Source organism: Blastochloris tepida (assembly GCF_003966715.1).
GTDB lineage: Bacteria > Pseudomonadota > Alphaproteobacteria > Rhizobiales > Xanthobacteraceae > Blastochloris > Blastochloris tepida.
Window position 1 is genome coordinate 768075 of the sequence record NZ_AP018907.1, and the last position, 22205, is coordinate 790279.

The 22205-nt window shown below is 68.5% G+C and carries 20 protein-coding genes, 2 pseudogenes and 3 riboswitches; of the genes and pseudogenes, 16 read left to right on the plus strand and 6 right to left on the minus strand.

Annotated features, from left to right (window positions below):
• Nucleotides 1–23: 23 nt before the first annotated feature.
• From BLTE_RS03445 to BLTE_RS03505, 13 genes are all read left to right on the plus strand, one after another.
• A complete protein-coding gene (locus BLTE_RS03445; RefSeq protein WP_126397648.1) occupies nucleotides 24–1292 on the plus strand; it encodes an NAD(P)/FAD-dependent oxidoreductase in 1269 nt (422 codons plus the stop codon).
• Between the two features lie 16 nt (nucleotides 1293–1308).
• Nucleotides 1309–2568: an NAD(P)/FAD-dependent oxidoreductase gene (locus BLTE_RS03450; RefSeq protein WP_126397650.1), complete on the plus strand. Its 1260-nt coding sequence runs from the start codon at nucleotides 1309–1311 to the stop codon at nucleotides 2566–2568.
• 143 nt (nucleotides 2569–2711) lie between these two features.
• Nucleotides 2712–2938: riboswitch (cobalamin riboswitch) on the plus strand.
• Between the two features lie 271 nt (nucleotides 2939–3209).
• Nucleotides 3210–3423: riboswitch (cobalamin riboswitch) on the plus strand.
• 136 nt (nucleotides 3424–3559) lie between these two features.
• Nucleotides 3560–4366 (plus strand): DUF4198 domain-containing protein, encoded by an 807-nt coding sequence (locus tag BLTE_RS03455; RefSeq protein ID WP_126397657.1) that lies wholly within the window; start codon nucleotides 3560–3562, stop codon nucleotides 4364–4366.
• A gap of 19 nt (nucleotides 4367–4385) precedes the next feature.
• Nucleotides 4386–5000: a cobalt transporter CbiM gene (gene cbiM, locus BLTE_RS03460; protein ID WP_126397659.1), complete on the plus strand. Its 615-nt coding sequence runs from the start codon at nucleotides 4386–4388 to the stop codon at nucleotides 4998–5000.
• An 11-nt stretch (nucleotides 5001–5011) separates the two neighbouring features.
• Nucleotides 5012–5599, plus strand: a complete 588-nt coding sequence (locus tag BLTE_RS03465; RefSeq protein ID WP_126397661.1) for a transthyretin-like family protein — start codon at nucleotides 5012–5014, stop codon at nucleotides 5597–5599.
• A complete protein-coding gene (gene cbiQ, locus BLTE_RS03470; RefSeq protein ID WP_126397663.1) occupies nucleotides 5599–6393 on the plus strand; it encodes a cobalt ECF transporter T component CbiQ in 795 nt (264 codons plus the stop codon). The genes BLTE_RS03465 and cbiQ overlap by 1 nt, the downstream gene beginning before the upstream one ends.
• Complete coding sequence (locus tag BLTE_RS03475; protein WP_126397665.1) at nucleotides 6377–7081, plus strand: energy-coupling factor ABC transporter ATP-binding protein; 705 nt, start codon at nucleotides 6377–6379, stop codon at nucleotides 7079–7081. The genes cbiQ and BLTE_RS03475 overlap by 17 nt, the downstream gene beginning before the upstream one ends.
• An 8-nt stretch (nucleotides 7082–7089) precedes the next feature.
• Nucleotides 7090–8124 (plus strand): cobalamin biosynthesis protein CobW, encoded by a 1035-nt coding sequence (gene cobW, locus BLTE_RS03480; protein ID WP_126397667.1) that lies wholly within the window; start codon nucleotides 7090–7092, stop codon nucleotides 8122–8124.
• Complete coding sequence (gene cobN, locus BLTE_RS03485; RefSeq protein WP_126397669.1) at nucleotides 8124–11564, plus strand: cobaltochelatase subunit CobN; 3441 nt, start codon at nucleotides 8124–8126, stop codon at nucleotides 11562–11564. The genes cobW and cobN overlap by 1 nt, the downstream gene beginning before the upstream one ends.
• A gap of 128 nt (nucleotides 11565–11692) precedes the next feature.
• The gene (locus tag BLTE_RS03490; RefSeq protein WP_126397671.1) at nucleotides 11693–12496 is read left to right on the plus strand and encodes an acyl-CoA thioesterase; all 804 of its coding nucleotides are present in this window, start codon (nucleotides 11693–11695) and stop codon (nucleotides 12494–12496) included.
• A gap of 50 nt (nucleotides 12497–12546) precedes the next feature.
• Nucleotides 12547–12743: riboswitch (cobalamin riboswitch) on the plus strand.
• Between the two features lie 154 nt (nucleotides 12744–12897).
• Nucleotides 12898–14916: a ribonucleoside triphosphate reductase gene (locus BLTE_RS03495; RefSeq protein ID WP_126397673.1), complete on the plus strand. Its 2019-nt coding sequence runs from the start codon at nucleotides 12898–12900 to the stop codon at nucleotides 14914–14916.
• A gap of 16 nt (nucleotides 14917–14932) precedes the next feature.
• Complete coding sequence (gene nrdD / locus BLTE_RS18630; RefSeq protein ID WP_126397675.1) at nucleotides 14933–15130, plus strand: anaerobic ribonucleoside-triphosphate reductase; 198 nt, start codon at nucleotides 14933–14935, stop codon at nucleotides 15128–15130.
• Nucleotides 15123–15797: an anaerobic ribonucleoside-triphosphate reductase activating protein gene (locus BLTE_RS03505; protein ID WP_126397678.1), complete on the plus strand. Its 675-nt coding sequence runs from the start codon at nucleotides 15123–15125 to the stop codon at nucleotides 15795–15797. Before nrdD ends, BLTE_RS03505 begins: the two co-directional genes overlap by 8 nt.
• Here BLTE_RS03505 and BLTE_RS18275 read toward each other — a convergent pair.
• Nucleotides 15734–16294 (minus strand): annotated as a pseudogene (locus BLTE_RS18275) (isocitrate lyase/phosphoenolpyruvate mutase family protein); the annotation flags it as partial. The gene BLTE_RS03505 and the pseudogene BLTE_RS18275 sit on opposite strands and share 64 nt — an antisense overlap.
• A 24-nt stretch (nucleotides 16295–16318) precedes the next feature.
• Nucleotides 16319–17092 (minus strand): annotated as a pseudogene (locus BLTE_RS18280) (MmgE/PrpD family protein); the annotation flags it as partial.
• Between the two features lie 141 nt (nucleotides 17093–17233).
• On the opposite strand from BLTE_RS18280, the gene BLTE_RS03515 reads away from it, so the two are divergent.
• The 3 genes from BLTE_RS03515 (at nucleotide 17234) to BLTE_RS03525 (ending at nucleotide 19512) form a co-directional block, all read left to right on the plus strand.
• Complete coding sequence (locus tag BLTE_RS03515; RefSeq protein ID WP_126397680.1) at nucleotides 17234–17506, plus strand: hypothetical protein; 273 nt, start codon at nucleotides 17234–17236, stop codon at nucleotides 17504–17506.
• A 364-nt stretch (nucleotides 17507–17870) separates the two neighbouring features.
• A complete protein-coding gene (locus BLTE_RS03520; RefSeq protein WP_126397682.1) occupies nucleotides 17871–19283 on the plus strand; it encodes an MATE family efflux transporter in 1413 nt (470 codons plus the stop codon).
• Nucleotides 19267–19512 carry a hypothetical protein gene (locus BLTE_RS03525; protein WP_126397684.1) on the plus strand — a complete coding sequence of 82 codons (246 nt, stop codon included), beginning with the start codon at nucleotides 19267–19269 and terminating at the stop codon, nucleotides 19510–19512. The genes BLTE_RS03520 and BLTE_RS03525 overlap by 17 nt, the downstream gene beginning before the upstream one ends.
• 87 nt (nucleotides 19513–19599) lie before the next feature.
• Here BLTE_RS03525 and BLTE_RS03530 read toward each other — a convergent pair whose 3' ends face one another.
• From BLTE_RS03530 to BLTE_RS03545, 4 genes are all read right to left on the minus strand, one after another.
• A complete protein-coding gene (locus BLTE_RS03530) occupies nucleotides 19600–20259 on the minus strand; it encodes a protein-S-isoprenylcysteine O-methyltransferase (protein WP_126397686.1) in 660 nt (219 codons plus the stop codon).
• A gap of 9 nt (nucleotides 20260–20268) precedes the next feature.
• A complete protein-coding gene (locus BLTE_RS03535) occupies nucleotides 20269–20931 on the minus strand; it encodes a TonB family protein (protein ID WP_126397688.1) in 663 nt (220 codons plus the stop codon).
• Between the two features lie 86 nt (nucleotides 20932–21017).
• Nucleotides 21018–21554 carry an ExbD/TolR family protein gene (locus BLTE_RS03540; protein ID WP_197723265.1) on the minus strand — a complete coding sequence of 179 codons (537 nt, stop codon included), beginning with the start codon at nucleotides 21552–21554 and terminating at the stop codon, nucleotides 21018–21020.
• Nucleotides 21554–22189, minus strand: coding sequence for a MotA/TolQ/ExbB proton channel family protein (locus tag BLTE_RS03545; RefSeq protein ID WP_126397692.1), 636 nt, complete (start codon nucleotides 22187–22189; stop codon nucleotides 21554–21556). The genes BLTE_RS03540 and BLTE_RS03545 overlap by 1 nt, the downstream gene beginning before the upstream one ends.
• Nucleotides 22190–22205: the final 16 nt, after the last annotated feature.

Consider the following 22205-nt stretch of genomic DNA (forward strand, 5'->3'; position numbering starts at 1 on the left):
CGGGAACCAACGGAGGGTCGACCATGACGCAGATCACGAGACGTCGCTTCACCGCAGGCGCGCTCGCCGCCACAGGCCTTCTCGCCGCGCCGGCGGTGGCGCGCGGCGCGGGCAAGCCGCGCCTCGTCGTCATCGGCGGCGGCCCGGCGGGTGCGACGGTGGCGAAGTACGTCGCCAAGGATTCGCAGGGCGCGATCGACGTCACGCTGGTCGAGCCGCTCGCGGCCTTCGTCACCTGCTTCCATTCCAACCTCTATCTCGGCGGCTTCAAGGACTGGAAGCAGATCACCCACCCCTACAAGCTGGCGAGCTACGGCGTGAAGCACGTCCGCCAGAAGGCGGTCGGGATCGATCGCGACAAGCGCGTGGTGAAGCTCGCCGACGGCAAGTCGCTTCCCTATGACCGGCTGGTGGTGGCGCCGGGCATCGACCTCAAGTTCGACTCCGTTCCGGGCTGGTCGGAGGCCGCGGCCGAGATCATGCCGCACGCCTGGAAGCCGGGGAAACAGACGCAACTGCTCAAGAAGCAGCTCGATGCGCTGGAGGATGGCGCCACCATCGTCATGATTGCGCCGCCCAACCCCTATCGCTGCCCGCCGGGGCCGTACGAGCGCGCCTCGTGCATGGCGCACGTGCTGAAGGCGAAGGGCCACACCAAGTCGCGCATCGTGATCATCGATCCCAAGGACCGCTTCTCCAAGATGGCGGCGTTCCAGGATGGATGGCAGAAGCACTACCCCGGCATGATCGAGTGGATGGACCCCAACATGCACGGCGGTATCAAGGCCGTCGATCCCAATACGATGACGGTGACCACGGATCTCGAGTCGATCAAGGCCAATCTCGTCAATGTCATCCCGGCGCAGATGGCCGGCGGCATCGCGCGCGACGCCGGCCTCGCCAACGAGACCGGCTACTGCCCGATCGACGCGACCAACATGAAATCGATGGTCGACCCCAACATCTATGTGCTCGGCGATGCCTCGATCGCCGGGGCCATGCCGAAATCGGCGTTTGCCGCGAACAGCCAGGCCAAGGTGGTGGCGATGATGGTGCGCGGCGAACTGGCCGGCGCACGCACCTTCCCGGCGCGCTACGCCAACACCTGCTGGTCGGTGATCGAGACCGACGACACCATCAAGGTCGGCGGCCGCTACGAAGCGAAGGACGGCAAGATCACCGAGATCGAGGGCTTCGTCTCCAAGCCCGGCGAGGACGCCGCGACCCGCCGCCAGACCAGCGAGGAGAACATCGGCTGGTATTCCGGCATCACCGCCGACATCTTCAGCTGAGCGGGGGAGGGCGGTCGTGCTCGATCGGCGGACGTTCGTCGGCGGCGCGGTGGGGGCGGCTGCGGCCGCGCTTGCCGCGCCGGCCATCGCGCAGGGCCGCTTCAAGGTGGTGGTGGTTGGCGGCGGGGCGGGCGGTGCCACCGCCGCAAAGTATCTGGTGCGCGACGAGGCCAAGGCCGATGTGACGCTGGTCGAGGCCAACCGCACCTATGTCACGCCGTTCACATCCAATCTGTTCCTCGGCGGCCTGAAGCCCTATTCCGGCCTCGAATTCGGCTATGACCGGCTGGCCGGCCACGGCGTCAGGCTGGTGTTCGACCGGGTGGTCGGGATCGAGCGCGAGCGCCGGCGTGTGCGGACCGCGGGCGGCGACGCGCTGGCCTATGACCGGCTGGTGATCGCGCCCGGCATCGACTTCCGGTGGGATGCGGTGCCCGGCTATTCCGAGGCGGCGTCGGCACGCATGCCGCATGCGTGGCGCGGCGGCGACCAGATCCGCCTGCTGAAGGCGCAGCTCGACGCGGTGGGAGACGGCGGCGTGATCGTGATCGTCGCGCCGCCGACGCCCTATCGCTGTCCGCCGGCACCCTACGAGCGCGCGGCGATGATGGCGCACGCGCTGGCCACGCGCGGCGTGCGCGGCGCCCGCATCGTGATCCTCGATGTGAAGGACCACTTCGTGCTGCAGCCGCTGTTCGAGGACGGCTGGGTGCGCCACTATCCCGGGGTGATCGAGTGGCAGGATCCGAAGATGCACGGCGGGCTCAAGCGCGTCGACCCGGCCGAGATGACGGTGACCACCGACCTTGAGACGATCAAGGCCGACGTCGTCAATGTGGTCCCGCCCCAGATGGCCGGCCGGCTCGGCCGCGATGCCGGGCTTGCCGATGAGAGCGGGTTCTGCCCGGTCGATGCCGCCACCATGCTTTCGCTGCGCGATCCGCACATCCACATCGTCGGCGACGCCGCGACCGGCGGCGAGTTCCCGAAGTCGGGCTTCGCCGCCAACAACGAGGCGAAGCAGGTGGCGATGCTGATCCGCGCCGAGTTTCTCGGCGGGCGGCGGCTGCCGGTGCGCTTCACCAATCATTGCTGGAGCACGATCGCGCCCGGCGATGCGATCAAGAATGGCGGCCGCTACGAGCCGCGCGACGGCCGCATCGTCCTGTTCGACCCCTACACCTCGCAGCGCGACGAGAGCGAGGAACTGCGTGCGAAGCAGGCGCGCGAGGCGGTCGGCTGGTATGCCGGCATGACCACCGACATCTTCGGGTGACGGAGTCAGGCGGTTTGGCGCTGGTGCGGGGGCGGTGGCGACGCGCGAACTCGCGCCGCCATCGGCGCCCGCTCAAGCGCCGCCTCAGAAACTCTCGAGACGATGTCGGAATTTGAGGTGTTGACTTGACCTGCCGGCAGGCGTCACACTTGCGCTGTCGTGGTTCTGCGGGCCCGTTGGGTCCGCGGCCAAGAGGGAATCCGGTGCGCCGAAACGCCCGCGTGGCGTTGGCAAGTCCGGGGCTGCCCCCGCAACTGTGAGCGGCGAGTCTGCGTCCACTTCGTGTCACTGGAGCCTCATCGGCTCCGGGAAGGCCGGACAAAGACGATGACCCGCGAGCCAGGAGACCTGCCGCGACGATGACGACCCTGGGCGGGGTGTCCCGGTGGTGCGCTTGCGAGTCCCGCAACTCTCCGGCGGTGGACTCTCCTGCACACGACCGCTCGGCTTCCGCCCTGATGTGAGGGGGGGACGCCGTTTGGTCTGAGTGACGCATCGGAGGGGTCCGAATAGAGCCGGTCGTTGATTTCAGATGGCGTGCATTCCGCTGGCCCGTGCTTGCGGCATGCCAGATAACGATTTGAAATCGCTAATCTATTTCAATTTTTTGCGAGAGATTTCCGTCGACGCGCTGGCGGAATGTTGTTAAGGTGAGACGTGGTTCCCGCTTCGGTGAGTCCGAACGGGATGAAAAGGGAACACGGTGCGTCGCGTTCGCGCGGCAATGCCGAGGCTGCCCCCGCAACTGTGAGCGGTGAAGATCGCCGAGAAACACCACTGGCCCGGAGGGGCTGGGAAGGTTCGGCGAGATGATGATCCGCAAGCCAGGAGACCTGCCACACCCGCTCGCTTGCGAGCGGTCTGTCGTCAGACGCCGGGGTGAGCGTCGTGCAGCATCGCGGGCACGTCGCCCGCGGGCGCCGTTGATCTCCCAAGCGTCTCCTTTCGGAGCAAGGGCCGCGCCGCGTGCCCTCGTTGGGAGACTGTTGTCGTGAAGGTGTTGAAATCCGCGCTTGCCGCAGCCGCAGCCGCAGCCGCTGTTGCGGTGTGCGCCGCGCTGCCCGCCAGGGCCCATTTCCAGCTCGTCTATACGCCTGAGGTCAATCTGGAGAAGGCCGGCGAAATCCCGCTGCTCCTGGCGTTCTGGCATCCGTTCGCCAACGGCCACGCCATGGACATGGGCAAGCCCGAGGCGTTCTTCGTGGTCCACAAGGGCGAGAAGACCGACCTGCTGGCGAAGCTCTCCCCGGTCAGTTTCCGCGGCGCGGAGAATGCGGCGGCGGCCTTCGAGACCAAGGTGCCGGTGCGCCGGATGGGCGACTACGTCTTCGTGGTGGTGCCCGCGCCCTACCTGGAAAAGAGCGAAGACAAGTTCATCCAGCAGATCACCAAATCCTTCGTCAACCAGGGCGGCGTGCCGACCGGTTGGAATGAGCCGGTCGGGCTTCCGACCGAGATCGTGCCGCTCAACAAGCCGACCAATGTGCTGGCGGGCTCGACCTTCTCAGGGGTGGTGCTGTCCGAGGGCAAGCCGGTCTCAGGCGCCGAGATCGAGATCGAATACATGGCGGCCGAGCCCGACATCGCCGCCCGCAAGGCCGGCAAGCCCAAGGCCTCGCCGCCGCCCGGCGGCGCCGTCGTCGCCATCACCGACGCCAACGGCGTCTTCACCTTCGGCATTCCCAAGGCCGGCTTCTGGGGCTTCGCCGCGCTCGGCAGCGGCCCGGTGAAGCAGCACGACGGCAAGGATCTATCGCAGGACGCGGTGCTGTGGATCCGCGCGCTTGACTTGAAATAGCACCACCGGAGGCGGGGACATGCATATTGTCGATGGCGCGCTGTCGATGCCGGTGGTGGCGGCCGGCACCGCGCTCGCGGTGGTGGGACTCGGCATCGGCCTCAAGCGCATGCCGACCGACAGGATCCCCGCCGCCGGAGTGCTGAGCGCGACGTTCTTCGTCGCCTCGCTCGTTCATGTGCCGATCGGGCCGTCGAGCGTGCACCTCATCCTCAATGGCCTGGCCGGGCTGGTGCTCGGCTGGGCGGCGTTTCCGGCGCTGTTCGTCGGGCTCTTGCTGCAGGCGGTGTTCTTCGGCTTCGGCGGCATCACCGTGCTCGGCGTCAACACCCTCAACATCGCGCTGCCGGCGGTGATCGTCGGCTATCTGTGCCGGCCCGGCATCCAGGCCGGCTCTCCGGCGGTGGCGGCGATCTGGGGCGCGGCCGGCGGCGCGCTGGCGATTGCGCTGACCACGCTCATGGTCGGCATTGCGCTCGCCGCCTCGGGCGAGGAGTTCATCCCGGCCGCCAAGCTGGTGTTCTTCGCCCACATTCCGGTGATGGCGATCGAGGCGGCGTTGACGGGCGCGGCGGTGCTGCTGGCGCGCCGGGTCAAGCCGGAGCTGTTCGCGTCACCGGCGACCGCTGGATAGGATTCAAGATCATGCAAAAGATTGCTGCAATCCTTGTTCTGGCGCTGTCGCTGGGCTGGTCCGCGCCAGCGCTGGCGCACAAGGTGGTGGCCGGCGCCTATGCCAGCGGCGATGCGATCGAGGGCGAGATCGGCTTCTCGGACGGCGAGCCGGCGAAGAATGTCCTGGTCGAGGTGTTCGGGGAGGACGGCACGAGGCTCGGCGAGGTGCGCACGAAGGAGGACGGCACCTTCGTGTTCGAACCCAAGGCGGCGGTCACCCACATCTTCCGCGCCGATCTCGGTGCCGGTCACGTCGCCGAGATCCGTGTTGAGGCGAGCGAGTTGCCGGCATCGCTGGCGAAGGGGACGCCGCCGGATAGCGCGCCACCGGCCGCCGCCGAGCCTGCGCCACCGGCTGATTCCGTTGCCATGACCGCGGCGCAGCGCGCCGTCGTCGCCGAGCTGATCCGCAACGAGATCCGGCCGCTGCGCCGCGAGGTCATCGCCTACAGGGAGAAGAACGACCTGCAGAGCATCCTCGGCGGCATCGGCTATATCGTCGGGCTGTTCGGGCTGTGGTTCTTCCTGGCAGCACGCCGCCGGACGCGGGCCGGCTGATGGGCCACGTCATCAAAGCCGACGCCGCCGCGGGGCTGCTCGATCCGGCCGCCGGGCACGGGCCGATCGCGCGGCGGGACGCGCGGCTGCGCGTCGTGGCGGCGGCGGCATATGCGGTCACGGTGGTGACGCTGACGCGACTCGACGTGCTGGCGCTGGCGCTCGCGTGTTCCCTCGCCGCGCTGCTGCTGGCCCGGCTGCCGGTAGCGCGAACCGTTCGTCAAGTGGCGGCGATGGACACCTTCATCATCGTGATGATCGCGATGCTGCCGTTCACGGTGCCCGGCGAAGCGGCGTTCGAGCTGTTCGGCCTTGTCGCGTCCTGGGACGGGTTGGCGAAGGCTGCCGCCATCGCGCTCAAGGCCAACGCGGTGGTGCTGATGGCGATGGCGCTGCTGTCGACGCTGGAGCCGGTCACGCTCGCCCGCGCCTTGCACGGCCTCGGCGTGCCGGAGCGGCTGGTGCATCTCGTGCTGTTCACCGTGCGCTATGTCGATGTGCTCGACCAGGAATATCAGAGGCTGCGGACCGCCATGCGGGCGCGCGGTTTTCGCCCCGCCAATTCGCGCCACACCTATGTCAGCTTCGGCTATCTCATCGGCATGATGCTGGTGCGGGCGCTGGAGCGCTCCGAGCGCATCCTGCAGGCAATGAAGTGCCGTGGCTTCTCCGGCCGGCTGCCGCTCGATGCGCACTGGGCGCCGGGGCGGGGAGATGTCGCGTTCGGCGTCATGTTTGCCGCGCTGATCCTGGGCCTCATGGTGCTGGAGGCGCAGGGTGGCATTGCTGCTTGAGGCACAAGGCGTGGTGTTCGGCTATCCCGGCCAGCCGGCGGTGCTGGACGGCGCGGACCTTGCGCTCTGGCCCGGCGAGCGCGTGTGCCTTGAAGGTGCCAATGGCGCCGGCAAGAGCACGCTGCTGCAGATCCTGGTCGGCCTCCTGATGCCGCGGGCCGGCACTGTGATGGCGTTCGGCCGCGAGCGCCGCGTCGAGCGCGATTTCCACGAGGTGCGCCGCAGGGCCGGGCTGGTGTTCCAGGATCCCGACGACCAGTTGTTCTGTCCCACCGTCGCCGAGGACATCGCGTTCGGCCCGCTCAACATGGGCAGGAGCCGCGCCGAGGTCGTGGACATCGTGAAGCGCACGCTCGACGAGCTGCGCCTCACCGATCTGTCCGACCGCGTCACCCACAAGCTGTCGGGCGGTGAGAAGCGGCTGGTCACGCTCGCCGCGGTGCTGGCGATGGCGCCCGACGTGCTGCTGCTCGACGAGCCCACCAACGCGCTCGACGAGCCGACGCGCGAGCGGCTGACTGCCATCCTCACCGATCTGCCGCAGGCGATGATCATCGTCTCGCACGATCCGCTGTTCCGCCGCGCGGTGGCCACCCGCAGCGTCCGGCTGGAGCGCGGGCGCATTCAACCAATTGGCGATGGCCACCGCATCACTCCGCACGACGCGCGTATCGCCCGGCAAGGCTAGGAGCTCTCATGTCGATCGAGAAGATCCCCGTCACCATCATCACCGGCTTTCTCGGCGCCGGAAAGACCAGCCTGATCCGCCATCTCATCGAGGCGCCGCACGGGCGCAGGCTGGCGATCCTGGTCAACGAGTTCGGCGACGTCGGTGTCGACGGCGACATCCTCAAGGGTTGCTCGGACGAAAATTGCCCCGAGGACGCCATCGTCGAGCTGACGAACGGGTGCCTGTGCTGTACCGTGGCCGACGAGTTCGTGCCGACCATCTCGGCGCTGTTGGCGCGGCCCGAGCCGCCGCAGCACATTTTGATCGAGACCTCCGGCCTCGCACTGCCGAAGCCGCTGCTGAAGGCGTTCGACTGGCCGGATTTGCGCACCCGCATCACCGTCGATGGGGTGATCGCGATCGCCGATGCCGAGGCGGTGGCCCATGGCCGCTTCGCGCCGGACCTTGAAGCGGTGGCGGCGCAGCGCGGCGCGGATTCGAGCGTCAGCCATGATACGCCGCTCGGCGAGGTGTTCGAGGATCAGGTGGCGTGCGCCGACCTCGTCATTCTCAACAAGGTCGATCTCGTTAATGCCGAGGCGCTGGCCAAGGCGCGCGACGTGATCCAGGCCGAGAGCCCGCGGCGCATCCCGGTGGTCGAGGCAACCGAAGGCCGGGTCGATCCGCGCATCGTGCTCGGCATAAATGCGGCGGCAGAAACGGACCTCGACGCGCGCCCGAGCCACCACGAGCACCACGACGCGCACGACCACGACGATTTCGAGACTATCGACGTTACGCTGTCGGCGCTGACCGATGTCGATGCGCTCATCGCCAAGGTCGAGGCCGCGGCCCGCGACCACGGCGTGCTGCGCGCCAAGGGCTATGTCGCTGTGGCCGAAAAGCCGATGCGGCTTCTGGTGCAGGGGGTCGGCTCGCGGGTGCGGGCGCAGTTCGACCGCGCCTGGATGCCGGACGAAGAGCGCATTTCGCGCCTCGTGGTGATCGGCGAGAAGGGCTTCGACCGCGCCGCGGTGGCGAGGGTTCTGCAGGGGGCCTGATGCACATCCTGCTGCGCGAGACGCACGGGCTGGAGGAGGCGGCGGTCGCCCAGGATCTCGGGCAGGCGCCGGCCGACCTCGTGGTGCTGTCGTTCGCCGACAGTGACCTCGGGGCGTTCGCCGCCGGCTGGCAGGCCGGGCGTGCAAGAGCATTTTCCGCAAAAGCGGATACCGGTTTTGCGACAGAAAATGCGAAAGAACAAAAACAAGGAGCATCCGCCCGGTTCGATCAGGCCGGCGGATGCTCCGCGCTGCCGTCGCTGCGGCTCGCCAATCTCGCGCGGCTTACGCACCCGCTTTCGGTCGATCTCTATGTCGAGAACACGCTTCGTCACGCCCGCGCCATCCTGATCCGCCTGCTCGGCGGGCTCGATTATTGGCGCTATGGCATCGAGGAGGTGCGGGCGGTGGCGAACGCCCGCAACATCAAGTTGGCGATCGTGCCGGGTGACGGCTGTTTCGATCCGCGCCTGGACGAGGCCTCGACCGTGCCGGTGGCGGTGCTGCGCCGCCTCAAGGCGCTGTGCGACATCGGCGGGGCAAAGGCAGCCGAGGCTGCGCTGGCCGAGTTGGCGCGCGCCGCGGGGCTCGACGTCGCGCCGCCGCAAGGCGTCTCCGCGCTGCCGCGCCATGGCTATTTTCCGGGCGATCCCGAGACGTGCCCGGTCGAGCCGCCGCAGGCCGGCGAGGCGCCGCGCGCGCTGATCGTGTTCTATCGCGCGTTTCTGGTGGTTGCCGACCTTGAGCCGATCGAGCTGCTGATGGCCGAGTTCGTCGCGCGCGGAGTCGTGCCGGTTGGCGTGTTCGTCGACAGCCTGAAGGCTCCGGAGACCGACCGCTGGCTGCGCGGCGAGCTTGCCCGCATCCGGCCCGACATCATCGTCAACGCCACCGCGTTCTCGGCGCGCGACGCCGATGGCTCGCCGTTCGAGGCGGCAGATGCCGTGGTGCTGCAGGTGGCGTTGGCGGGATCCGTGCGCGCCGCCTGGGCGGAGTCGGATCGCGGTCTGTCGCCAGCGGATCTCGCCATTCATGTCGTGCTGCCGGAGATCGACGGCCGGGTGTTCGCGGGCGTCGTCTCGTTCAAGGAGCCGCAGCCGGTCGATCTCGATCTCGGCTTCGCGCGCGTTCTGCACGCCGCCGAGCGCGAGCGCATCAAGGCGGTGGTGGGGCGGGCAGAGAGCGTCATCCGCCTGCGGCGCACGCAACCCGCAGACCGCAGGCTGGCGCTGGTGCTGTCGGCCTATCCGGGCCGCGACGATCAGATCGCCCATGCGGTGGGGCTCGACGCGCCGGAAAGCGCCATCGAGATCCTTCGGCTGTTGGCGGATGCGGGCTATCGTGTCGAGGAGATGCCGCCCGACCATGGTGCGCTGATCGACCGGCTGCTTGCTGCCGAGATGCGCTGGCCGCTCGCCGACTATCGCACCGCGCTGGACGTCATCGATCCGGCATTGACCGCCGAACTTTTTGCGCAATGGGGCCCGCCTGAAGACGACCCCACCGTCGAGGACGGCGCCTTTCGCTTCCGTGCCGCGCGCTGCGGCAACCTCATCGTCGCCGCGCAGCCCGACCGCGGCGCGCGCACTGAGCGCGCCGCCGAGTATCATGACCCGCACCGGCCGCCGCGGCATTCATTTGTCGCGTTCTATCTGTGGCTTCGAGAGATCACCGGCATCGACGCGCTGGTCCATATCGGCGCCCACGGCACGCTGGAATGGCTGCCGGGCAAGTCGGTGGCGCTGTCGGCGCGCTGCTGGCCCGACGTGCTGGTCGGCGCAACGCCGGTGATCTATCCCTTCATCGTCAACGATCCCGGCGAAGCCGCCACCGCCAAGCGGCGGCTCGGCGCGGTGACCATCGGCCACATGACGCCACCGCAGCGGCGCGGGCCGTTGCCGCCGGGTCTGCGCACCATCGAGCGGCTGCTCGACGAATATTCCAACGCCGATGGGCTGGACCCGCGCCGGCGCGAGCGGCTGGCGGGCGACATTCTCGCGGCGGCGCAGGAGAGCGGGCTCGACCGCGACAGCGGCCTGAAACCCGATATGGCGCCGCGCGAGGCGGTGGTGAAGCTCGACGCCTTCGTGTGCGACGTCAAGAATTCGCTGTTTCCCGATGGCCTCCACGTGTTCGGCCGCGAGCCGGCGCTACCGGAGGACGACGACAGCTTCAGCGGCTTGCCGCTTGCAGCCTGCGCCGAAGGCGAACGCGTCGGGCTGCTCACGGCGCTGGACGGCAGGGCGGTAGCGCCGGGCCCGGCGGGCTCGCCCTGGCGCGGCCGCCGCGACGTGCTGCCGACCGGCCGCAACGTCTTCACCATCGATCCGCGCGCGGTGCCGAGCCGGGCTGCCGCGCTGCAGGGCGAGCGCCTCGCCAATGCGCTGCTGACGCGGCATCTGCAGGACCATGGCGACTATCCGCGCAGCATTGTGGTCGATCTGTGGGGCTCGGCCACCATGCGCACCGCCGGGGAGGAGTTCGCCATGGCGCTCCGGCTGATCGGCGTGGTGCCGGTGTGGGACACCACCTCCGACCGGGTGTCGGGTTTCGACGTGCTGACGCTGGCCGAGCTCGGCCGGCCGCGCATCGATGTCACGCTGCGCATCTCCGGCCTGTTCCGCGACGTGTTCGCCAATCTGCCGGTGATGTTCGAGCAGGCGGTGGCGGCGCTGGCGCGGCGCGACGAGCCGATTGGCGACAATCCGTTCCGTGGACGCCATGGCCCGCGGGTGTTCGGCCCGGCGCCGGGCGGCTATGGCGTGGGCGTGGCGGAGACGGTGGATGCGCTGACGCCGGACACGGTGGCCGCGGCGGCGGAAGCATGGCTCGCCGCCAGCGCCTTCGCCTATGGCGGCCGCGACGATGGCGCGCCGGCCCGCGCCGCGCTGGAGGCCCGCACGGCGGATGCCGACGCCTTCGTGCATACGCAGGATCTGCCGGAAACCGATCTCCTGATGGCGCCGGACTACGCCGCGCACGAGGCCGGTTTTGCCGCCGCAGCACGCGCCCTCGGCGGGGCGCCCGCGCTCTACCACGCCGATTCCGGCCGTGCCGAGACGCCGCGCATGCGCACCCTGCCGGAGGAGATTGCGCGGGTGGTACGCGCGCGTGCCGCCAATCCGCAATGGATCGAAGGCCAGATGCGCCACGGCTTCCGCGGCGCCGCCGAGATCGCCTGGACGCTCGACCAGATGGCGCTGTTCGCCCATCTCGCTGGCGTGGTCGAGAGCCACCACTTCGATCTCTATTTCGACGCGACGCTCGGCAATGAGGCGGTGCGGGGCTTTCTCGAAACCGCCAATCCCGATGCCGCTTCCGCCATGCGAAGCCGCTTCCGCCAACTCATCGACGCGGGCTATTGGGACATGCGCAGGAACAGCGTCATTGATGCCCTGATGCCGACAGATGGGGCGGGACTGTCGCCGAACGAGCAATGATACGGCTTCCGGCTGATCAAGCGGGAGATCCGCATTCCGATCGAACCGCTGCATCGAAGCGGCGGGGCGCGGCGCGAGGCCCGCGCAGGCTTGGCGCATGAATGGTTCTCGATGATGAAGGAGCGCATATGAACGGGCAGGGGACTGGCGTGCGGGCGACACGGCTCATCGACATCGTGTTTCCCGGCGACACCAACCATCACGGCACGCTGTTCGGCGGCATCGGGCTTGCGCACATGGACAAGGTGGCGTTCATCACCGCCACCCGCCACGCCCCGGTCGATTTCGTCACGGCGTCGTGCGACGGCATCGACTTTCAGGCTCCCGGCCGGCTCGGCGACATCGTCGAGCTGACCGGGCGGGTGGTGAAAGTCGGCCGCCGTTCGCTCGCCGCCGAAGTCGAGATGGTGGCGGAGGCGCCGCTCACCGGCGAGCGCCGGCGCTGCGGCGGCGGCGTGTTCAACATGGTCGCGGTCGGCGACGGCCTCGCCGCGCTGGGTGGCCAGTTGCCGCCGCTTGCCGCGGGTTCGGCACCGGGGCCGGAAGGTGAGCTGCGCTCGGTGGAACTGGTGTTCCCCGAGCACACCAGCCATTACGGCAGCCTCTATGGCGGCAACGCGCTGGCCGCCATGGGCAAGGCGGCGTTCGTGGTGGCGACGCGCCATTGCCGGCGCGCCGTGGTGCTGGCGGCGGCCAAGCGCGTCGACTTCACCCAGCATGTCCACAAGGGCGAAATCGTCGAGCTGGTGTCGCGGGTCGTCGGCGTCGGTCGCACCTCGATGACCGTCACGGTGGAGATGTGGGCGGAGACGCTGGGCTTGGGCGCGCGGCGGCGATGCGGCCACGGCGAGTTCGTGATGGTGGCGGTGGACGACGATCACCGCCCGGTTCCGGTGGAGCGGGCAGGGGCTGCGCTGGCTCCCGCCGGCTGACAGTGTGCATGGCCTGAGCCGGGCGCTTGACTCGACTCAGGCCTCTCGCCTACAGCATATAGCGCTACGGTTCCTCAGATGCGCAACATCTGGGGCTAAGAGGGAAGCCGGTGCGAGACCGGCGCTGCCCCCGCAACTGTGAGCGGCGAGCGTTCGGCCATTTTCGTCACTGACGCGATGCGTTGGGAAGACCGGCCGACCGCGGCGACCCGCGAGCCAGGAGACCTGCCGCAGCACGATGCGAAACCGACCCCCAGGAGCCGGAGGTTCGCATCCGCTTCAATCTCCTCGGGCGGGGTGTCCCGGAGGGGCGCGTCGGCGTCGCGGCCCAGCCCGCGCGTCCGCCACGGCCTTCCGTGTCCTCGTCAGAGACATCGCGCAATGCTGCTGCCGAGGAAGCCATGGCCCCCGCTGTGCCCGTCGTTTCGCCGTCCGCCGTCGTCAAGCGCTCGGGCCAGATCGTCGTCTTCGATGGCGAGAAGATCCGCATCGCCATCGAGCGCGCCGGCAAGGCCACCGGCGAGTTCGACCGGCCGGAGAGCACGCACCTCGCCACGCAGGCGATCAAGGTGCTGGCGCATCGCTTCAAGGATCAGGCGCCGCACATCGAGCAGATCCAGGACGTGGTCGAGCAGGTGCTGATCTCGGCCGACCATTTCGCGACTGCGCGTGCCTACATCGTCTATCGCGAGCAGCGTGCGCGGCTGCGGCGCGACGCCAGGACCGCGGTCGATGTCGAGACCTCGATCAACGAATATCTCGACCGCGCCGATTGGCGGGTCAGCGCCAATGCCAACCAGGGTTATTCGCTGGGCGGGCTGATCCTCAACGTCTCCGGCAAGGTGGTGGCGAATTATTGGCTGTCGCACGTCTATCCGCCCGAGGTCGGCCGCGCCCACCGCGAGGGTGACATCCACATCCACGACCTCGACATGCTGGCCGGCTACTGCGCCGGCTGGTCGCTGCGCACGCTGCTCACCGAAGGCCTCAACGGCGTGCCGGGCAAGGTGGAGGCGGCGCCGCCGAAGCACCTCTCCAGCGCGGTCGGCCAGATCGTCAATTTCCTCGGCACGCTGCAGAACGAATGGGCTGGGGCGCAGGCGTTCTCCTCGTTCGACACCTATCTCGCGCCGTTCGTGCGCAAGGACCAATTGCCCTACGCCGAGGTGCGCCAGTGCATTCAGGAGCTGGTCTATAACCTCAACGTGCCCTCGCGCTGGGGCACCCAGACGCCCTTCACCAACCTCACCTTCGACTGGACCTGTCCGGCCGATCTGCGCGACCAGGTGCCGGTGATCGCGGGCGAGGAGATGCCATTCACCTATGGCGACCTTCAGCCCGAGATGGACGCCATCAACCAGGCCTATATCGAGGTGATGACGGCGGGCGACGCCAAGGGCCGCGTCTTCACCTTCCCGATTCCGACCTACAACATCACGCCGGACTTTCCGTGGGACAGCGAGAACACCGACCGCCTGTTCGAGATGACGGCGAAGTACGGGCTGCCGTACTTCCAGAACTTCGTCAATTCCGAGCTGAAGCCGCACATGGTGCGCTCGATGTGCTGCCGCCTGCAGCTCGATCTCCGCGAACTGCTGAAACGCGGCAACGGCCTGTTCGGCTCGGCCGAGCAGACCGGCTCGGTCGGCGTCGTCACGCTCAACTGCGCGCGGCTCGGCCATCTCTGCCGCGGCGACGACGTGGCGCTGTTCGCGCGGCTCGACGCGTTGGCGGAGATTGCCCGCACCAGCCTGGAGATCAAGCGCAAGGTGATCCAGCGCCACATCGACGCCGGGCTGTTTCCCTACACAAGGCGCTATCTCGGCACGCTGCGCAACCACTTCGCCACCATCGGCGTCAACGGCATCAACGAGATGATCCGCAACTTCACCGCGAACGCCGAGGACATCACCACGGACTGGGGCCACGCGTTTGCGGTGCGGGTGCTCGATCATCTGCGCGCGCGCATCACCGCGTTCCAGGAGGAGACCGGCCACCTCTATAATCTGGAGGCGACGCCGGCCGAGGGCACCACCTACCGCTTCGCGCGCGAGGACAGAAAGCGGTTCCCCGGCATCCTGCAGGCCGGCACGCCCGAACAGCCCTATTACACCAATTCCAGCCAGCTTCCGGTCGGCTTCACCGACGATCCGTTCGAGGCGATGGCGCGGCAGGACGAGCTGCAGCGCAAATACACCGGCGGCACCGTGCTCCACCTCTATATGGGCGAGCGCATCTCGTCGGCGGCGGCGTGCAAGACGCTGGTGCGGCGAGCGCTGGAGAATTTCCGGCTGCCCTATCTCACCGTCACGCCGACCTTCTCGATCTGTCCAAAGCACGGCTACCTCGAAGGCGAGCACGCCTTCTGCCCGAAATGCGACGCCGAACTTATCGCGCGCAAGCGCGCCGCTGCGCATTGATCAAACCGGAGGCCCCATGACCCACATGCCATCCCCCGCCACCATGACTGCCATCGTGCTCGACGACGCCGAGCGCCAGCCCTGCGAGATCTGGACGCGGGTGATGGGCTATCACCGCCCGGTGGCCTCGTTCAATCGCGGCAAGCAGGGCGAGTTCGCCGAGCGGCGCTGCTTCAGCGAGCGGCAGGCGAAGCTCGAGTCGAAACGTGGCTGAGCTGCGCGTCGGCGGGCTGTCGCGGTTGTCGAGCTGCGATTGGCCGGGTCAGCTCGTCGCCACGGTGTTCCTGCAAGGGTGTCCGTGGCGCTGCCGCTACTGCCACAATCCGCACCTGTTGCCGGCGCGCGGCGATGGCGAGATCGCGTGGCGCGAGGTGCTGGCGTTCCTTGAGGCGCGGCGCGGCCTGCTCGATGGCGTGGTGTTCTCCGGCGGCGAGCCGACCGTGCAGGCGGCGTTGCCGGCGGCGATGCGCGCGGTGCGGGCGCTGGGGTTCCGCATTGGTCTTCACACCTCGGGCGCGGCGCCGGAGCGGCTCAAGGCGCTGTTGCCGCTGGTCGATTGGGTGGGGTTCGATGTCAAGGCGCCGTTCGCGGACTACGCCCGCATCACCGGCGTTGCCGGCAGCGGCGAGACGGCGCGCCTGAGCCTCACCCATCTCATCGCCAGCGGCGTTGCTTGCGATGTGCGGACCACCGTGCATCCGGCGCTGCTCGATGACGCAGCGCTGGCGCGCCTTGCGGACGATCTCGCCGCGTTTGGCTTGACCGCCCGCCTGCAGCCGTTCCGCGTTCACGGCTGCATCGATGCGGACCTGATCGGTCAGTCCTCGTTGGTTTCGGTCGGCAGCACGGTCGCGACGATCGAGGCGTCGAGCGCCTCATAGGCGGCAAGGCCGATCAGGTCGTAGAGCTCGGCGCGGGTCTGCATCTCGCCTTGCATCGCCATTGTGCTGCCGTCGCGGGCGAGCGCCGCATAGAGCTTCTCCTGCGCCTTGGCGGCGACCCGGAGCGAGGACACCGGCCAGATCACCATGCGATATCCCATCGCCTCGAACTCGGCGGCGGTGAAGGTCGGCGTGCGGCCGAACTCGGTCATGTTGGCGAGCAGCGGCACGCCGGGCAGGCGCTCGGCGAAGGCGCGGAACATCTCCGCATCGGTGAGCGCCTCCGGAAAGATGGCGTCGGCGCCGGCCTCGACATAAAGCTTCGCGCGCGCCACCGCGCCGTCGAGCCCTTCGGTTGCTGCGGCGTCGGTGCGGGCGATGAGATAGAGATGGCGGCGCGCGGTTGCGGCAGCGGCGACCTTGGAGGCCATGTCGCAGGCACTGGCCAGCTTCTTGCCGTTGAGATGGCCGCACTTCTTGGGCAGGATCTGGTCCTCGGGCTCGGGCAGCACGCAGCCGAGCGCCATGATGCCGTCGGCGAGGGCGCGAAACTTGGCAATATAGTGCGAGCGCTCGAACGGCCGTGCGCCGAGCGGGTGGGCGTCGGCAACGGCGATGGAGTCCTCGATCACCCGGCCGTCATTGAGCGTCACCACCACGCGGCCGCCGAACGCCTTCTCTTTGGGGTCGTGGCTGTGGTAGCGCCGCGTCCACTCGGAGTCCTCGACGGTCGAGATCCTGTGCCACAGCGCAACCGTCGAGGGGCGCGCCGCGCGCTCGGGCGTGTAGGATTTGACGTGGTGCCAGCCGCCATCCTCCAGCGCCAACGCGAAGATGTACATGATCGAGTGGTCGAGCGTTTCGCGGCTCGCCGTGGGGTCCATCTTCTGCGGATCGCCGGCGCCGGTGCCGATCACGTAATGGGTATGGTGGCTGGTGTGGATGACGATGCTCTTGACGCGGGCGAGATCGCCGATCCGCGGCCTCATGCGGCGGGCGAGATCGATCAGCGCCTGGCTCTGGTACTCGGCCGAGTGCTCCTTGGTGTAGGTCTCCAGGATCGCGCGCTTGGGTTCGCCCTTCTCGGGCAGGCGGACGAGATAGGACACCTGCGGCCCGCCCAGCATCCAGGCGATGAAGCCGTCCTCGCCTTCCCAGGCCGGCGAGGGCGCGCCTTCGCCGCGCATCACCCGGTCGACCGCCTCCACCGCCATCTTGCCGGCGAAGGCGGGGGCGTAGGCCTTCCAGCTTGAAATCTCGCCCTTGCGCGACTGGCGGGTGGTGGTAGTCACATACGGCCGCCGAGATCATAGGCCAGCACCCGCTTGCCCTGCTGCTGGCCGGCCTCATAGACCAGCGCTGCTGCGGAAGGCCGAGCGCGTCTACGGTGGGCACGGCAGGGGCGATCGCGCCGCGATGTATCTTGGCCGCGAGCCTTGACCGCGAGTCTTGGCCGCGAGGGCAAGGTGCAGTCGGTGTATTTCCGGTTGCCGGAGCCTGGCAAGAACAAGAAAGGCGCGAACGTGGCGGACGAAGCGAGTACCGCCGCGACGCCGCGCCCCGAGGTGTCCCGGAACGGCGTCGAGATGATCGGCGACCTTCGCACCGACGCGCAGCACGAGGTGCTCGCGCAGGCGGGGATCTTCTTCTTTTCGCTTATGGGAATATTTAATTTTTATAATTGCAATCTGTCGAGTGCGGCAATTTAATGTTTCGGCGTTCTATTTTATTGTTATACTGAACTGGTTTGAAATCTCTGCTCACATTCCCCGTTCTCGAAAGGCCACCCGGCGGAAGATCGAGAGCATTCTCCGCAAGAATGGATGCCGACCTCGCGTCAAAGAATTCGGCAACTCAACAAGTTGGAGCAGTTGCTCGGCTCGGCTCGGTGAACGCTTGATCGGCGCATGGTGTCGCGGCCGGGACGAAGGATCCCTCCGCAGGACCTGCACCGGATGTGAACTCCGCTGCGTTCGGGGGGGCGGAAAGTCGAGCCGGTACCCTGCGAAGTTCCGGCCGATTCCGCAACAGGACTCGGCCAGAGGACCGACAGGCCCCGCAGAAGGACTCATCATGACCGAAGGTTCCGTATCCCGCGCCGGGCCGGCATCGCGTTCGCGGCTGCTGCCGACACTGCTTGTGTTGTCCGGTCCAATCATTGTCTCCCAGTTCGCGCAAATGGCGAACGGCGTTGTGGACGTCGTGATGGCAGGCAACCTCGGCGTTCTGACCCTGGGAGCCATCGCAGTCGGGGCCGCCGTTTGGACGCCGATGATGATCTTTCTGCTCGGCCTGCTGTACGGCATGACGCCGGCCATCGGCGCCCGTCTGGGAGAGGGGGATCCAGCGGGTGTCGCGGGCATCGTCCTGCGAGGCGTTGTGGTGGGCGTTCTGGGAGGCGCCTTGCTGGGGCTGGCGCTCTCTGCCGGCTGCGGTCCGTTGTTCCGCGCCGTCGGGGTGGCGCCCGAACTGATCCCGGAGGCGATAGCCTATCTGCAGTGGGTGGCGCTGGCCTTGCCGGGAATGGGCCTGTTCCTGGCGGTTCGGTTCACCCTGGAGGCCCATCGGGCGCCGGCCATGGTCACCGTGGTTATCGTCGTGGGCGTCCTCGCCAAGATCTGGCTCAACGACGCTTTCGTCCACGGGCATGCCGGCCTGCCGGCCCTGGGAAGCGCCGGCTTCGGTGCTGCAACTGCGGCGGTGTCGTGGGGAATGGCGCTGGCGTTGATGGGCGTCACCCGCACGCATGGTGCCGTCCGGTATCTTTGGCAGCGCCCTCCGCGCATCGCCGAGTTCTCCTTGGCGCGGATCGTCCGCTTCTGCCTGTTCGGGCTGCCGATCGCGCTGAATTTCCTGTCGGATTATCTGGTGATGGGGGTGGTGAGCGTGTTCATTGCCACCATTGGGGCCGTGGCCATCGGTGCCCACCAGATCGCCTTCAACATCCTCATGGTGATGCTGATGATCCCGACCGGCCTCAGCATGGCGGCGACGATTCTGATCTCCCGATCCGCGGGCGGCACCGACCGGGCGAGCCTGCGCCCGCTCATGGCCTGGACGATGGGCCTTGCGGTGGTGTCGTCGCTGGCCATGGCGGCTGGCTTGGCGGCCTTCGACGCGGAGGTGGCGGGGCTCTATACCCAGGATCCTGCGGTCACCGCCCTGGCGCTCGATCTGCTCTGGGTGGTGGCCCTGATCCTGACCGTGGACGTGGCGGCCATCGCCTTGGGGTTCTTCCTGCGCGGCCTTGGAGATCCGGGCAGCCCGTTCTTGATCCAGCTTGGCGTGCACTGGCTCTTCAGCCTGCCTCTGGGCTACGCCCTGTGCTTCACGGACTGGATCGTCGCGCCATTGGGGCCGATCGGCTGGTGGTACGGATTGTCGGCCGGGCTGATCCTCACCTGCCTGTTGATGGCGTTGCGGTTGCGGCTGCGAATGGCCGGGAGCCCCGTGCTGGCCGGAGCGGCGCATGGCGCAGCGGAGTGATGCGGCGTGCGGTCGATCCCTTCGGGATAACGAAAACCGTACATCCTTCCTCCACTGGCAACACGCGCCGTCGGGGCGCGCCGAACGGCTTCACGTATGTCGGCGGCATCGGCCGCATGTCGTGGCCCATCAGGAGTATCAGGCGACCGTGCGCGTCGTGAGCGGCAACGTCCTGGCTGCGGCGGGCACGGTCATCGCGGCGTCCGGGGCGGTGACGTTCTCGTTCTGAAACAGAGACGGACGCCGGAATCCTATGTGGCGAGGGCGGCGATCTACGGTGACATGCGAAAACGGCCGATCGGGCCGGAGTTCCGTATCACGCCGAACCGCGCCAACGCGGCATGAGCCGGCCGGTTCGACGGACGTACTCGTCCCAGGCCCGCCCGAACAGGTCGCGCATCATCGCCTCCTCGCGGTTGATGCGCGTGACATAGACCGCCCCGAAGCCGATGAGGCCGGACAGCGCGCCGGCCCAGTGCGGCAGCAGCAGCGCCTGGGCGATCGCCATCAGCCACATCGCGGCATACATCGGGTGGCGGACCCAGCGATAGACGCCGCGGGTGATCAGCGCGTGATCCTGCTTGATCTCCAGCGTCGGCGACCATTGCCGGCCAAGATCGGCGTGCGAGCGCCAGAACAGCAGATCGGCGATCAGGAAGATGATGGCGCCGGCAATGGCTGTGGCGGGGCTGGCGGGCGCAACCCATTGCGGCGGCCAGGGCCAGAAGATGGTCACCCAGGGCAGCACCATGACACCCATGGCGGCGGCGAGCAGCACGAGCTTTTCGGTGATGTCGATGCGGGTCTCGGCAAGCGGGCCGTTGCGGGTGTGGTCGTAGCGATTGCGCAAGACCCACATCGTCAGGCTGCCGGTGACGAACACCCGCGTGCCCCAGTCGCCGGTGTCGGCGAACAGGACATAGGCGACGAGCAGGATGGCAGGGACGAGGGTGCTGACAAGGGCGCGCGGCTGCATGAGGGGTTCCTAACGGACGCGGATGGAGACGTTGCCGGCGAAGCTGCCGCCGGGCGGTGGGGGAAACGAGATGCTGGCGAGCACCGCGCGAATGGCGCGGTCGATGGTGAAATTGCCTGACGCGCGCACCAGCCGGGGGGAGACCAGCTTGCCGCTCGGGCCGACCGAGAAGGCCACCACAACGACGCCGGCCACTTCTTCCAGGCCAAGGCCATCGACCCGGGCCTGGAGAATGGCCCGCACCCGCGCGGTATAGCCGGGATCGCGGCCGGACCGCGTTGCGGCGGCGGGCGCAGCCGTCTTCGCTTGCGAGGGCGCGCTAGGGCTGGCCGGCTCTTTGCGGCGAGGTGGAGGCTCGGCCTTCGGTTTCGGCCGCGGGGGTGCGGGGCTTGGTTTGGGGGGCTCGGCAACGATCGGCTCCGGCTCCGGCTCAGGCGTGACGATCGGCTCCGGCGGCGGCTCGATGTTAGGTTCCGGCTCGGGCACAGGGTCAGGCTCCGGTTCCGCAACGGGTTCGGGACGCGGTGGCGGTGGCTCTGGCGCGGCGTCCACCGGCTCCGGCGTGGGCAGCTCGCTGACAACGGTGATCTCGACCTCCGTGGGCGGTGCTTGCGCCGGATCGGGACTGGGCAGCACGATCAGCGCCGAGGCATGCACCGCCGTGACCAGCACGATGAGGCCGGTCCGCCGTCCGCGACCCGATGGGCGCTCCGCCGGCGGTGGCGCCAAGGCGGTGCGCCGGGAGATTGCCGCAAGGGTCATTGCGAGGCGGTGCCCGCTGGGGGAACCGTCGCGGTGGCCAGATTGCCGCTCTCGCCTTTGCCGGCCTCCGGCGTGGCACTGGCGCGGTCGTCAGGCCCCCCGGTAGCCTCGCGCGCCGTCTTCGGCTCGGTGACCAGCGCGAGGCGGCGAACACCGGCGCCAGCGAGCAGATCGACGATGCCGACCATCTCGCCATAGGCGAGGTCGCGGTCGCCGCGCACCCGTACCGCGTGGTCATTGTCCGCGATCCTTGCCAGCACCGTCGCCGCCAGTTCCTCGCGGACGACCGGGGTCTGATCGACGGCGATGCGGCCGTCGCGATCGACCGAGACGACGATCGGATCCTTGGGATCGAGCGGCTTGGCCGTCGAGGCGCGCGGCAGATCGAGCTTCAGGCCGGCGGCCAGCAGCGGCGCGGTGATCATGAACACCACCAGCAGCACCAGCATGACGTCGACCAGCGGCGTGACGTTGATCTCTGCCGACGGGCGGTAGCTGCCGGGACGCGAGGATCCCAATCCGCCAGTGCTCATCATCCATCTCCATGCGTGGGGGAAGCAGGGCCGATGCCGAGCGCAACCGCGCGGCTCTCGACGTGATGGCGCAGCCGCTGCCCGGCGTGGCCGAGCGCAGCGGCAAGGCGGTTGTAGCCGAGCGAGGCGGGAATGGCGGCGACGAGGCCGATGGCGGTCGCCGCCAGCGCCTCGGCGATGCCGGGCGCCACTACCGCGAGGGAGGTGTCCTGCGACGCGGCGATGCCCATGAAGCTCGACATGATGCCCCACACCGTGCCGAACAGGCCGATGAACGGCGCAGCGGTGGCGATCATCGCCAGAGCGGGCAGACCGCGTTCGAGCCGCATCATCACGACTTCCGCCTCCCGCCCCATCGCCTCGGCGATGCGGGCGCGCCGCTCGGCGACGCTCTCGGCGGCGATGTGAAGGCGGGCGGCCTCGGCGCCGGCCCGCTCGACGCCGGCGAGGAGCGCGGGCGCCTCGCCGTTCGAGGCCGCCTTGAGCGCGCGGTTGAGGCCGCGATGGCCGAGCCACACCTCGATCATCGCCACCCAGCACCAGATCGAGGCCAAGGTCAGCGCCAGGATCACGCTGCGGCCGACCCAGCCGGCCGACAGGAACAGCCCCAGCGGCGTCATGTCCACCGTGTGCATGTCACGCCCCCGCAAT